The following is a 12,063-nucleotide window of genomic DNA, read 5'->3' on the forward strand; positions in this document are numbered from 1 at the left end:
GCAGGGGGGACCCTGTGGGAGAGTAGGACGCCGCCGAACAATTTTTGGGAAAACCCCCGCATCTTCGGATGCGGGGGTTTTCTGCGTTCAAGGCCTTTATGGCCTTCACGACGGCTGAACCAGCTTCGTGTCGTACGCCAGGATGACCGCCTGAATTCTGTCGCGGGAACCGGTTTTCGCGAGGATGCGGCCCACGTGGGTCTTCACCGTCGACTCGGCCAGGTGGAGACGCGCTGCTATCTCCGTGTTCGTCCAGCCCTGGCCGATGACCGTGAGGATCTCGCGTTCCCGGTCGGTGAGGGAAGTGAGACGGGGGTCCTCCCGCGTCCCGTTCTCCGCGCCGGGGTCGGCCGGGAGGTGGTGGACGTAGGCGTCCAGGAGGCGGCGGGTCAGGCTGGGGGCGACCACCGCGTCGCCCGTGGCGACCGCGCGGATGCCGGCGAGGAGTTCCTCGGGCTGGGCGTCCTTCACGAGGAATCCGGAGGCGCCCGCGCGGAGGCCGGCGTAGGCGTACTCGTCCAGATCGAAGGTGGTGACGATCAGGATGCGGGTGCGATCGCCGGCGGCGGTGATGCGGCGGGTCGCCTCGATGCCGTCGAGGCCGGGCATGCGGATGTCCATGAGGACGACATCGGGATGGAACTCGGCCGCCATGCGGACCGCTTCGCTGCCGTTCGCCGCCTCGCCCACGACCGTCATGTCGTCCTGGCTCTCCAGCAGCATGCGGGAGCCGAAGCGCTGAAGGGGCTGGTCGTCGGCGATGAGGACCGTGGTCACTGCGGGGATTCCTCCGGGAGGTGTAGGCGGACGCGCCAGCCCTGTTCGGGGCGGGGGCGAGGACCGGCCTCAAGTGTGCCGCCGTACAGGGCGGTTCGCTCGCGCATTCCGGGTAGTCCGCGGCCGTCCCGGGCGGTCCTGTCGGTGTGGCCGGCGTTGCCCGTGTCCGTGATCGTGACGGTGACGGCGGCCTTCTCCCCGTAGGAGAGAGCTATCTCCGCGGTGGCGTCGGGGCCTCCGTGTTTCAGGGTGTTGGTGAGGGCTTCCTGGATGACTCGGTAGACGGTGAGTTGGCGGCCCGGGGGGAGGGTGGGGCTGCCGTGGGTGGTGGTGCTGACGGGGAGTCCGGCGGAGCGTACCCCGTCCAGGAGCTGGTCGAGGTCGGCGAGGCCGGGCTGGGGGGTCAGGTCCGCCTGTTGTCTCTCTTCCTCGCGCAGGACGTCGAGGAGGCGGCGGAGTTCGGTGAGGGCCTGGCGGCTGGTGGTGGCGATGGCGTCGAGGGCTTGGGCGGCCCGTTCGGGGGACTTGGCGGCGGCGTAGCGTCCGCCGTCGGCGAGGCCGGTGATGACGGAGAGGTTGTGGCCGATGATGTCGTGCATCTCGCGGGCGATGCGGGCCCGTTCGGCGGCGGTCGCGAGCTGGGCCTGCTGGTCGCGTTCGGTCTCCAGGCGGCGGGCCCGGTCCTCCAGGGCCGCGGTGTAGTCGCGGCGGGTGCGGACCGTGACGCCGATGAGGGCCGCCACCGCGGTGGACATCAGATGCGAGCCGATCTGCTGGTCCCAGCTGCCCTCCCCGTAGCGGGCCACCGATACGAGGACGGGGGCGATCACCAGGGCCGTCGCCCACCACAGGGTGCGCAGGGGGCGGCGCAGAGCGAGATGGTAGACGAGTACCAGTTGCAGCAGGGCCGCTTGGAGTGCGGCGCCGGTCCATGCGTCGACGAGGGCGAAGGGCAGCATGGCGGTCAGGACCGCCGCGGGGTGGGTGCGGCGCCACAGGAGCGGGGCCGAGAGGCCGAGGCTCAGGGTGAGGAGCAGCCAGCCGGGGACGTCGAGCTGGTGGGCGTTGTGGCGCCAGCCGCCGCCGGCGTAGTCGATCAGGGCGGCCGTCACCCAGAAGCCGGTGAAGTGCAGGTCCCACAGCAGGGGGTGGCGTCGGTCGAAGGCGCGCACCTTGTGGGTGAGGCGGTGGGCGTACTCGGTGAGGGGCTCCGGCGCCCGATCTTCCGTCACGGGGTCCATCGTGAGGGATCCGGTGCCGGGCGTCATACGTCTCGGCGGCGCAGGACCAGGGCGGCCAGCGCGAGGGTCGTCGCGGTCCACAGGAGCATGGCCGACAGGGCGGCGCCCGGGGAAGCCGCTCCGGGCACGGGGTGGGCCGTGGTGAGGGCTTCCAGGGCCTTGCCGGGGAAGTAGCGAACGGCGTCGTCGACGAAGGCGTACGGGAGCATGGCCAGGATCTCCGGGAGGATCATGACGAGGCCGATGAAGGCGCCGATGGCCGTGGGGACCGAGCGGAGCAGGGCGCCGATGGCGAGGGCCAGGACGGCGAGGAGGGTGAGGCCTGCCGCGTTGCCCGCGAGGGCGCGCAGGACGCCCGGGTCGCCGAGGGAGGCGGACTGGTCGGTGCCGGAGAGGAAGGACTGGGCCAGGGGGAAGGTGAGGAGGTTCGTGGCCAGGGTGAGGGGGAGCGCGACCGCGGCCAGGACCGCGGCCTTGGACCACAGCACCGGCAGGCGGCGGGGGACCGCGGTCATCGTGGCGCGGATCTGGCCCGTGGAGTACTCGCCGGCCGTGGCCAGGATGCCCAGCACCCCCAGGTTGATCTGGGCGAACTGGGTGCCGAGGAGGACGAAGACGACCGTGTCCATGCCGTCTTCGCCCGTGCCGTCGTAGGCGGCGCCGAGGCCCGCTCCCATGGCGGCGGTGAGGGCGCTGGTGACGACGAGGGTGATCCAGGTGGAGCGCAGGGTCCAGAACTTGTGCCACTCGGAGCGCAGGACGCGGGCCGGGGTCACGCGGTAGGGGAGGGTCGCCGTGGTCATGCCGCTGCTCCTTGCAGGGTCGCCGGGTATTCCACCGTGTCCCGGGTGAGGTCCATGAAGGCCTCCTCCAGGGAGGCGTTGCCCGGGGTGAGCTCGTAGAGGGGGATGCCGTGGGCCGCTGCGGTGCGGCCGATGTGTTCGGCGTCCGTGCCGCGGACCTGGAGGGTCCCGGGGGTGTCGGCGGTGATGTCGACGCCGGGGGCGGTGAGGAGCCGTACGAGGGCGGGGGCCTGCGGGGTGACGACCTTGATGGTGCCCGCGCCGGAGTGGTGGACGAAGTCGGTGACCGTGGTGTCGGCGAGGAGTCGGCCGCGGCCGATGATGACCAGGTGCTCGGCGGTGAGGGCCATCTCGCTCATCAGGTGGGAGGAGACGAAGACCGTACGGCCCTCCGCCGCGAGGGACTTGAGCAGGTTGCGGATCCACAGGACGCCCTCCGGGTCGAGGCCGTTGACCGGCTCGTCGAGGATGAGCGTGGCCGGGTCGCCGAGGAGGGCGGCGGCGATGCCGAGGCGTTGTCCCATGCCGAGGGAGAAGCCCTTGACGCGGCGGTGGGCCACGTCGGTGAGGCCCGTGAGGCCGAGGACGTGCTCGACCCGGGCGCGGGGGATGCCGTGGGTGTGGGCCAGGGCGCGCAGGTGGTGGTAGGCGGTGCGGCCGGGGTGGACCGATCGGGCCTCCAGCAGGGCGCCGGCCTCGGTGAGAGGCGCGGGATGGGCGGCGTAGGAGCGGCCGCCCACGGTGGCGTGGCCGCGGGTGGGGGCGTCGAGGCCGAGGAGCATGCGCATGGTCGTGGACTTGCCGGCGCCGTTCGGGCCGAGGAAGCCCGTGACGGTGCCGGGACGGACGGTGAAGGACAGGTCCGTGACGACCGTCCGGTCGCCGTAGCGTTTGGTCAGTTCGTGTGCCGTCAGCATGCTTCGATGCTCGTGCGTGCGGGGGCGGCGGGCGTCGGACCGGCGGGGTAATCGGGGTGAGGGGTGTCGTACCCGGGTACTACCGTGGCCGCATGAGCTATGTGATCCGGTCCGTCCGTGCTGATGAGTGGCCTGCGGCGAAGGAGTTGCGGCTCGCGGCGCTGCGGGACCCGGTGGCGCACCTGGCCTTCCTGGAGACGTACGAGGAGGCCGTGGCCAAGCCGGACTCCTTCTGGCAGGAGCGGACGGCGTGGGCCGCCGAGGGGGCGGACAAGGCGCAGCAGATCATCGCCGAGGGGCCGGACGGACGGTGGGTGGGGACGCTGACCGTGCTCGTGGAGGAGCCCGGCACGACCGACTGGGCCGGGTTTCCCGTGGAGCGGAAGCAGGGGCACGTGGTCGGTGTGTTCGTACGGCCCGAGGAGCGCGGGAGCGGGCTGACCGAGGTGCTCTTCGACGCGGCCCTGGAGTGGTCGTGGGGGCGGGGTCTGGAGCGGGTGCGGCTCATCGTGCACGAGGAGAACGGGCGGGCGCAGCGGTTCTACCGGCGGGTGGGGTTCCTGCCGAGTGGGGTGACGGTGCCGCTGGGGGATGCCGGGGAGCGGGAGTTGGAGTTCGTCCTCGAGCGGAGCTCTGTGGGAACGCCCTTCTCAGACCGGTAGTTCGTCGTGCGGCCAGCGGGCGCGGCCCTGTTCGCGGGACCGGAGCAGGGCCAGGGTCGGCATGCCCCGGTCCGCTCCGGTGGCCAGCAGCTCCGGGAGCTGGGGAAGCGGGGCCACGGCCGCGACGTCGTCCAGGACGAGCGTCATTGGTGGGTCGAGGCGACCGGCCGATGACCGTTCGGCCATGTGCCGGCCGCGCTCGACCACGCTCGAGACGAGGGCCGTCAGGAGGGGCATCGCGCCCGGGTTCGTCCTGGGGTCCTCGATGGATTCCCCCACCACATAAAGCGTGCCCCCTTCGTGGACGAAGGAATCCAAGGCGAGGGCATCAGTTCGGTTGGGAGTGCAGGCCTCCCGGATGTTGACGGTGGAGAGGGACGCCAGGGCGCGGGTCGTCAACTGCTGGGCCATGTCCCGGCGTTCCGGGTGGGCGGTGAGGGCGCCTTCGAGTTCGCCCGCCGAGCCGGGGGCGGCCTTGGGGCTGGTGCGGAGGATGCGTACGGCGTCCTGGATCTGGGTGCCCTGGGACCAGCGGTGGACGTGGCGGATGGTGCGGCCGTCGATGGCGGCGGCGTGCAGGTAGCTCCGCAGGAGGGTGGCGGCTGTGTCGCTGACCGCCTGGTCGAGTTTGGCGGTGGGACGGACCGGGGTGAGGAGGGCGGTTGCTCTTCTCGTCGCCGTCTCTCTGTCCTCGCAGCCGGTGGTGGGGGACCAGTGGAGGCGGGAGGGGGTGTCGCAGAGGTGGGTGGGGTCGTAGAGGTGGGTGGGGCCGAGCTTGGCTCTGGCGTCTTTGGTTTCCTGCCAGAGGGTGGGGTTCGAGGTGACGACGAGGGCTGGGCCTTCCGCGTCGCGTACGGCTTGGGCGGCGGTGGTCTGGCGGGCTTCCCTGGGGGCTACGAGGATCTTTTCCCACCCGGCCACCCGTTCCTGGCCGAACAGGCCGGCCGGGGTCGCGGGCACGGCAGCCGGTGTGGGGGCCAGGGGGGCCGTCGGCTCCACGGGGGGTGGGGGCTCGGGGGCGGAGCGGCGGGGGGTGGGGACGTCGTGCTGTGCCGGCGTGGGTACGTCGTGGGGTGCCGCCGCAAGGGCGCCGTGCCGGGCCGAGAGCGATACGTCGTGCTGCCCCGGGCCGGCCGCCCCGTGGTGTGCCGGTGCCGATACGTCGTGCTGCCCCGGGCCCGGTGTCCTGTGCTGCGGTGACGCCGGGACCTCGTGCGGAGTCGCGGCGCCGGTCTCGTACGTGGCCCCTGCCCGCTCCCCGGCCGTCGCCCTCTCCAGTCGGCGCCTCGCCCGGCTTGCCTTCCAGCGGGCCACCGTGCCGAGTACGAACACCGTCAGGACGAGCAGGATCATCAGCTGGCCGATGAACAGGCCCCAGAACAGGCCGTAGCCGGAGAGTTCGGCGGGGGGTGTGTCGGGCCAGGCGGCGGGGATGTCGTGGGGCTGGGCGATGAGGCTGCGCATGGCCAGCGGCGTGCGGGCGAAGGTGACGCCGGACGGCCAGGAGCCGTGGGCGAACAGGGCGGCGAGGCCCGTGGCCGTCCACACCAGCACGGTCATGCCGAGGAGGAACGCGAGTATGCCGACCAGCAGGCCGTCGGGGATGCCCCCTTGGGCGCCGTGCTGGGGGCGGCGGTCGTCCGGTCTCACGCGTCCTCCCCTGCCCCTACGCCACCGTCGATTCGGAGTCGCCCAGGTGGTGCTCCACGAAGGCCGCGGCCCGTTCCTCCGCCTCGATCTCGGCGGCGTGCAGGGCGTCGTCCGCGAGTTGGGCGGAGGACTCGGTCATCGCGCGGTCGGTGAAGACCAAGGGGCGTTCGGTCTCCGTGACCAGGTGTTTGACGACCTGGACATTGCCGTTGACGTCCCAGACGGCGATGCCGGGGGTGAGCGTCGGGATGATCTCGACCGCCCACCTGGGCAACCCCAGCACCCGTCCCGTCGCCCTCGCCTCGTCGGCCTTCTGGGCGTAGATCGTTCTCGTCGACGCCATCTTCAGGATCGCCGCCGCCTCCTTCGCCGCCGCGCCGTCGACGACGTCCGAGAGGTGGTGGACGACCGCCACGAAGGACAGGCCCAGGCGTCGGCCGAACTTCAGCAGGCGCTGGAACAGCTGGGCGACGAAGGGGCTGTTGATGATGTGCCAGGCCTCCTCGACCAGGAAGATGCGCTTCTTCCGGTCGGGGCGGATCCAGGTGTGCTCCAGCCACACGCCGACGATCGCCATGAGGATGGGCATGGCGATGGAGTTGCGGTCGATGTGGGACAGGTCGAAGACGATGAGCGGGGCGTCCAGGTCGATGCCGACCGTGGTGGGGCCGTCGAACATGCCGCGCAGGTCACCGTCGACCAGGCGGTCCAGCACCAGGGCGACGTCCAGGCCCCAGGCCCGTACGTCGTCTATGGCGACGTTCATCGCCTCGGCCGACTCGGGCTCGGGGTGGCGCAGCTGCTCGACGATGTCGGTCAGGACCGGCTGGCGGTCGACGATGGTCTCGTTGACGTAGGCGTGCGCGACCTTGAGGGCGAAGCCGGAGCGTTCGTCCAGGCCGTGCCCCATCGCGACCTCGATGATCGTGCGGAGCAGGGCCAGCTGGCCCGTCGTCGTGATCGCGGGGTCGAGCGGGTTGAGGCGGATCCCCATGTCCAGGGCGGCCATCGGGTCCAGGCGGATGGGAGTTATGCCCAGCTCCTGCGCGATGAGGTTCCACTCGCCGACGCCGTCCTCGCCCTGGGCGTCCAGGACGACGACCTGGCGGTCGCGGAAGCGGAGCTGGCGCAGGACATACGTCTTCTCCAGCGCCGACTTGCCGTTGCCGGACTCGCCGAGGACCAGCCAGTGGGGGGCGGGGAGCTGCTGGCCGTAGAGCTGGAAGGGGTCGTAGATGTAGCCCTTTCCGGAGTACACCTCGCGGCCGATGATGACGCCGGAGTCGCCGAGGCCGGGGGCGGCGGTCGGGAGGTAGACCGCCTGGGCCTGGCCCGTGGACGTGCGCACCGGGAGCCTGGTCGTCTCCACCTTCCCGAACAGGAAGGAGGTGAAGGCGTCGGTGAGGACGGACAGCGGGTCCCGCATCAGGTCCTACCTCCGAATGCCGGTGGCGAAGGGAAGGGTGTTCACGAAGGCGCGGTGGTGCTCACGGTCGCACCATTCCAGCTTGAGGTACGACTTTCCCGCCGAGGCCCTTATCGTCCGCTTGTCGCGGGCGAGGGCGTCGGGGGAGCGCGAGGAGACGGTGATGTAGCCGACGAGGTTCACACCGGCGGCGCCGCTGGCGAGGTCCTCGCCGCGCTGGTCCAGCCGGGAGTGCGCGGCCACGTCACGGGGGTCGACCGTGCGGTTCATCTTGGCGGCGCGGGACGCCTCGGCTTCATCGTTGGTCTTCTCGGTCAGCATGCGCTCGATGGCGACCTCGGTGGGTTCTAGGTCCATGGTGACGGCGACCGTGCGGATGACGTCCGGGGTGTGGACGAGGAGCGGGGCGAGGAAGTTGACGCCGACGGGTGTCATCGGCCACTCCTTCACCCAGGCCGTGGCGTGGCACCAGGGGGCGCGGGTGGAGGACTCGCGGGTCTTCGCCTGGAGGTAGGTGGGTTCCATGGCGTCCAGCTCGGCCGGCCAGGCGTTGCGTTTCGTCATCGCCTGGATGTGGTCGATCGGGTGGTCCGGGTCGTACATGGAGTGGATCAGCGAGGACAGCCGTCCCTGGCCCAGGGGCTGCCGGACGCGGATGTCGGCCTCCTGGAGACGCGAGCAGATGTCGGTGAGCTCACGGGCCATGACGACGGCGAGTCCGGCGTCCCGGTCGACCTTGCCGCCGTGGGCGCGGGCGGCCCGGGCCATGGCGTTGGCCTCGGCGGCGAGGTCGCGGGTGTAGTGCATGCACGCGACGAGGTAGGCGCGGTGCTGCTCGCTGCTGGTCGACACCATCGACTGGAGCTGGTCGTAGGACTCCTGGAGCCACGGCAGGGCCTTCTCGTCGCCGCGGACGGCGACGTCCTTGGCGTGGGCGTCCGGGTCGGCCGGGAGGGTGCGGGCCAGCATCTGGAGGCGGGTGACGAAGCCGTCGCCGTTGGCCACGTGCTTGAGCAGGGTGCCGAAGCGGTCGACGAGGGCCTCCTGGTCCTCGCTGTCGCGCAGGCCGACGCCCGGGCCCTCGATCTCGATGGCGGCGGTGACGGTCTTGCGGTCGGCGTGCAGCAGCACGGCGATCTCGTCGGGGCCGAAGGGGGCGGCCAGCCAGGTGATGCGTCCGATGCCCGGGGGCGGGCCGATCTCCACCTCGCGTCCGTCCAGCCGGGTACCGGCCTCGATGACGGCGGAGCGGTAGGCGGTGCCCTGCTTCAGGGTCCGCTTGTAGCTGCGGTTGATCTCGAACCACTTGTAGAACGTGCGGTGCTTGTACGGCACGTACACCGCGGCCAGCGCCAGCATCGGGAACCCGGCGAGCAGCACGATGCGCAGGGACAGCACCGGGACGAGGAGTCCGCACATCATGCCGAGGAACGCGCCCACGACGATCAGGGCGATCTCTCCGGTCTCGCGGTTGCGGCCGATGATCGCGTTCGGCCGGGCGCGGCCGATCAGATAGGTCCGGCGGGGCGTGACCGGATGGGACACGTGGGACTCGGTCGTCAACGCCCTTCACCTCCCGTGCGATGGGTACTGCTGTTGCGGGTGTTACTGGCGTGGGGAGTGTTGACGGGGCTGCTCGAACGGGGGGCGGGTGCGGCGGAGGGGACAGATCCGCCGCTGCCGTTCGAGGTGCGCGCGCTGTGCGCGGCGACTCCGCCGGAGGCGGGGTTGCTGGGGCGGGGGGCGGAGGACTGGCTGCCTCCGCCGTTGTGGTCGGCGCGGGAGCTGTGGGTCTTGATGCCCTGCGCGACCAGGGACGCCGGGGAGCTGATGACCGCGGCGGCCTTGCTCTCGGCGCCCTGCATGAGGCGGTTGTTGCGGGAGCCGGCGATCTCGTCGCCGAAGCCGGGGACGAAGCGGTAGATCATCGCGCTGGCGAAGATGGCGAGCAGGATGATGGCGAGGCCGGAGACGACGGCGGAGAAGGCGTTCGGCCCGTCGTCGGCGGAGAGTGCGCCGGCGAGGCCGAGGACGATGACGATGACCGGCTTGATGAGGATGACCGCGATCATGATGCCGGCCCAGCGGCGGACGTGGCCCCACAGGTTCTTGTCGACGAGGCCGGCGTAGACGACGGTGCCGAGGAGGGCGCCGACGTAGAGCAGGGCGGCCCTGATGACGAGCTCCAGCCAGAGGACGCCGGCGGCGAGGATGCTGACCAGGGAGACGACGATCAGCATGATCGGACCGCCGCCGATGTCCTCGCCCTTCTTGAGGGCCTCGGAGAAGGTGCCGAAGAAGGCGTCGGTCTGGTCGCCGGTGGCTTTGGCGAGGACCTCGGTGATGCCGTCGGTCGCGGAGACGACGGTGTAGAGGATCAGGGGGGTGAAGGCGGAGGCCAGGACGGTCAGCCAGAGGAAGCCGATGGCTTCGGAGAGGGCGGTGGTCAGGGGCACGCCACGGACCGCCCGCTTGGCCACGGCCAGGAGCCAGAGCAGGAGCGTGAGGATCGTCGACGCGGCGAAGACGACGGCGTACTGCTGGAGGAACTTGGGGTTGGTGAAGTCGACGTTGGCGGTCTCCTTCACGGCCTCGCTGAGCTTGTCGACGGTCCAGGACGCGGCGTCGGCACAGCCCTTGGCGAGGGAGGAGAGGGGGTCGAGGGTGGAGGTGGGGTCGAGCCGGGAGGTCCCGCCCCCGCTGCCACTGCCGGTGTCGCCTTCGCAGATCTCCCGGGCCCTGCCGGAGAGCAGAGAGCAGTTGTCGTTGCTGGGGCTGGGCGAGGGCGTGGGAGCGGCGACCGCCCGGGTGGCGAACAGGACCACGGCGGTCTGTACGGCGGTGAGGGTTGCGGCGACCTTGACTGCGCGGCGCGGGCTACCGGGCATATGTGAAGCCTCCGAACTCCTGGACGGCCTTGGAGATGTCGTCCGACGTCGACACCTTGTTGTCGCCGTTGACCGGCGCGGGGCCTTCCTTCTGGGAGAAGCTGTCGACCTTCCAGTCGTTGTCGGTCCAGCGCAGTCGGAGGGTCATGGTGAACCAGTCGTTGGTGACCGGGCTCTGCGAGCTCTCCCCCGCCATCCCGAACACGCCGGTGCACCACACCTCGACGGTGGCGGTGTTGCCCGACCAGTCGGTGGTCTTGGTGCCGACCGGCATGGTGCGGGAGACGTAGGTGCTGCCCTTGGGCGCGTCGCCGTTCTCGTCCAGGCCGACCTTCTCCAGGAACGCCTTGCTGTAGACCTGGTCGAGGTTCTTCTCCAGCTCGGACACCTTGCCGGCGTCGAACACCTGACGGACGATGTCGGGCCGCCGCGCGGGCTTGAGGATGTCGGCCGAGACGAGCACGACGGCGTAGTTCGCCGCGGCGCTCTCGGCCCCCTCCTGGTCCTGGGCGAAGCCCGACGGGATACCGGCGGCCGACTTGGACGTGACGGGGCGTTGGCCGGACGGAGCCGTCGCTGAGGTCTCCGGCTTGCCCGAGGAACCGTCCGCCGAAGAGGACGTGTCGCCGTCCCCCCGGTTCGCGAAGGCGATCGCTGCGATCAGGAGGACCACCACGCCCACCACCGTGACCAGGCTGCGGGACGAGCCGCGGCGGCGGGGGTCGCCGAAGGCGTCGCCGGAGTCGGGCAGGCGGGTGCGGGTCTGGCCCGTGCCGGCGTAGCCGCCGGAGGGCTCGTGGTCGTCGCCGAGACTCATGCCGCGTACGCCCCCTCGACGTCGTGCGGAAACACTTCGTACCGGTCGTACTTCTCATACTCCTCGTACGACGGTAGCCGTGCTGGTTCCCGCGCGGGCGCGGTGTGGTGACTCGACATCAGGGAAACGCAACCTCAGCCGGTGGGCACGACGGGCGGGTGGGAGGGAGAGGGAGGAGGGGCCGGGCGTGACCGGCCGGGCGGACGGTGCCCCGGCTACACGGCCATGCCGTACACGATGGTGAACAGCGTCCCGAGTGAGCCGATGATGAAGACGCCCGTCAGGCCCGCGATGATGAGGCCCTTGCCCTGCTCCGCGCTGAAGGTGTCCCGCAGGGCGGTGGCTCCGATGCGCTGTTTGGCGGCGCCCCAGATGGCGATGCCGAGGCAGAGCAGGATGGCCACCGCCATCACGACCTCGATCATCACCTTCGCCTCGTTGCCCAGGCTGCCGAAGGGGCCCCAGTCCGGAGCGATCCCGCCGATGATGGTGTTGATGTCTCCCTTGTCGGCCGCAAAGAGCATGTAAGTCACCGCCCCTGTTGGGTAGTTCCGCATCCTCTGCGGTCATGCAGAGGTCAGGCCCTCATTCTCGCCGACAATGATGCTGTCGTATGTCGACTTGGCGTCATTGATTGGCGGGTTTCGTACGAATACCTTGCCACTGTTCCGCGCCGGGCCCTAGGGGAGGCGACGGGCGGTGTGCGAAGGATCGTATGGTCACTCTGTGTATCACGGCAGGACACGCCGGGCAATGAGGCCTGAGCGGAACCTGGTGTGCGGTTCTGTCGTTGTGCCCTCTTGCGGCCTTTCTCACCCTTACCGGCTGTTTCTGACGGCTGGTCGGGTGAGTGGTCGCGCCGGTGTTCCCCGGGTGAAGGCT

At 70.7% G+C, this 12,063-nt stretch carries 11 protein-coding genes; 1 reads left to right on the top strand and 10 read right to left on the bottom strand.

The features are described from left to right. Positions 1-105: 105 nt before the first annotated feature. From ACIRDU_RS32760 to ACIRDU_RS32775, 4 genes are read right to left on the bottom strand one after another with little or no spacing between them, the layout of a single operon-like run. Positions 106-777 (bottom strand): response regulator, encoded by a 672-nt coding sequence (locus ACIRDU_RS32760; RefSeq protein ID WP_403586372.1) that lies wholly within the window; start codon positions 775-777, stop codon positions 106-108. Then, positions 774-2,018 carry a sensor histidine kinase gene (locus ACIRDU_RS32765; RefSeq protein WP_403586374.1) on the bottom strand — a complete coding sequence of 415 codons (1,245 nt, stop codon included), beginning with the start codon at positions 2,016-2,018 and terminating at the stop codon, positions 774-776. Before ACIRDU_RS32765 ends, ACIRDU_RS32760 begins: the two co-directional genes overlap by 4 nt. Positions 2,019-2,041: 23 nt before the next feature. Next, the gene (locus tag ACIRDU_RS32770; RefSeq protein ID WP_403586377.1) at positions 2,042-2,821 is read right to left on the bottom strand and encodes an ABC transporter permease; all 780 of its coding nucleotides are present in this window, start codon (positions 2,819-2,821) and stop codon (positions 2,042-2,044) included. Further along, positions 2,818-3,738 (bottom strand): ATP-binding cassette domain-containing protein, encoded by a 921-nt coding sequence (locus tag ACIRDU_RS32775; protein ID WP_403586380.1) that lies wholly within the window; start codon positions 3,736-3,738, stop codon positions 2,818-2,820. The genes ACIRDU_RS32770 and ACIRDU_RS32775 overlap by 4 nt, the downstream gene beginning before the upstream one ends. A 92-nt stretch (positions 3,739-3,830) precedes the next feature. Between ACIRDU_RS32775 and ACIRDU_RS32780 the strand changes: the two genes are divergently transcribed. Further along, the gene (locus ACIRDU_RS32780; RefSeq protein ID WP_403586383.1) at positions 3,831-4,400 is read left to right on the top strand and encodes a GNAT family N-acetyltransferase; all 570 of its coding nucleotides are present in this window, start codon (positions 3,831-3,833) and stop codon (positions 4,398-4,400) included. Here the strand turns inward: ACIRDU_RS32780 and ACIRDU_RS32785 are convergent. From ACIRDU_RS32785 to ACIRDU_RS32810, 6 genes are all read right to left on the bottom strand, one after another. Then, positions 4,389-6,050 carry a TraM recognition domain-containing protein gene (locus ACIRDU_RS32785; RefSeq protein ID WP_403586386.1) on the bottom strand — a complete coding sequence of 554 codons (1,662 nt, stop codon included), beginning with the start codon at positions 6,048-6,050 and terminating at the stop codon, positions 4,389-4,391. The genes ACIRDU_RS32780 and ACIRDU_RS32785 overlap by 12 nt on opposite strands. Positions 6,051-6,066: 16 nt before the next feature. Continuing rightward, positions 6,067-7,476 (bottom strand): ATP-binding protein, encoded by a 1,410-nt coding sequence (locus ACIRDU_RS32790; RefSeq protein ID WP_403586389.1) that lies wholly within the window; start codon positions 7,474-7,476, stop codon positions 6,067-6,069. A gap of 6 nt (positions 7,477-7,482) precedes the next feature. Beyond that, positions 7,483-9,039 carry an SCO6880 family protein gene (locus ACIRDU_RS32795; RefSeq protein ID WP_403586392.1) on the bottom strand — a complete coding sequence of 519 codons (1,557 nt, stop codon included), beginning with the start codon at positions 9,037-9,039 and terminating at the stop codon, positions 7,483-7,485. Continuing rightward, entirely contained in the window at positions 9,036-10,364 is a 1,329-nt protein-coding gene (locus ACIRDU_RS32800; protein WP_403586395.1) for a hypothetical protein, read from the bottom strand. The genes ACIRDU_RS32795 and ACIRDU_RS32800 overlap by 4 nt, the downstream gene beginning before the upstream one ends. After that, positions 10,354-11,181 (bottom strand): hypothetical protein, encoded by an 828-nt coding sequence (locus tag ACIRDU_RS32805; RefSeq protein WP_403586398.1) that lies wholly within the window; start codon positions 11,179-11,181, stop codon positions 10,354-10,356. The genes ACIRDU_RS32800 and ACIRDU_RS32805 overlap by 11 nt, the downstream gene beginning before the upstream one ends. 215 nt (positions 11,182-11,396) lie before the next feature. Next, positions 11,397-11,705, bottom strand: a complete 309-nt coding sequence (locus tag ACIRDU_RS32810; protein ID WP_003991275.1) for a hypothetical protein — start codon at positions 11,703-11,705, stop codon at positions 11,397-11,399. Positions 11,706-12,063 lie beyond the last annotated feature (358 nt).

Origin of the sequence: Streptomyces sp. NPDC093598 (genome assembly GCF_044764825.1) — a bacterium.
Classification (GTDB): Bacteria; Actinomycetota; Actinomycetes; order Streptomycetales; family Streptomycetaceae; genus Streptomyces.

Bases quoted from the DNA above. Each gene is read 5' to 3' on its own strand.
- ACIRDU_RS32800 (WP_403586395.1), bottom strand. From the start codon at position 10,364: ATGCCCGGTAGCCCGCGCCGCGCAGTCAAGGTCGCCGCAACCCTCACC.
- ACIRDU_RS32770 (WP_403586377.1), bottom strand. From the start codon at position 2,821: ATGACCACGGCGACCCTCCCCTACCGCGTGACCCCGGCCCGCGTCCTG.
- ACIRDU_RS32805 (WP_403586398.1), bottom strand. From the start codon at position 11,181: ATGAGTCTCGGCGACGACCACGAGCCCTCCGGCGGCTACGCCGGCACG.
- ACIRDU_RS32790 (WP_403586389.1), bottom strand. From the start codon at position 7,476: ATGCGGGACCCGCTGTCCGTCCTCACCGACGCCTTCACCTCCTTCCTG.
- ACIRDU_RS32775 (WP_403586380.1), bottom strand. From the start codon at position 3,738: ATGCTGACGGCACACGAACTGACCAAACGCTACGGCGACCGGACGGTC.
- ACIRDU_RS32765 (WP_403586374.1), bottom strand. From the start codon at position 2,018: ATGGACCCCGTGACGGAAGATCGGGCGCCGGAGCCCCTCACCGAGTAC.
- ACIRDU_RS32810 (WP_003991275.1), bottom strand. From the start codon at position 11,705: ATGCTCTTTGCGGCCGACAAGGGAGACATCAACACCATCATCGGCGGG.
- ACIRDU_RS32780 (WP_403586383.1), top strand. From the start codon at position 3,831: ATGAGCTATGTGATCCGGTCCGTCCGTGCTGATGAGTGGCCTGCGGCG.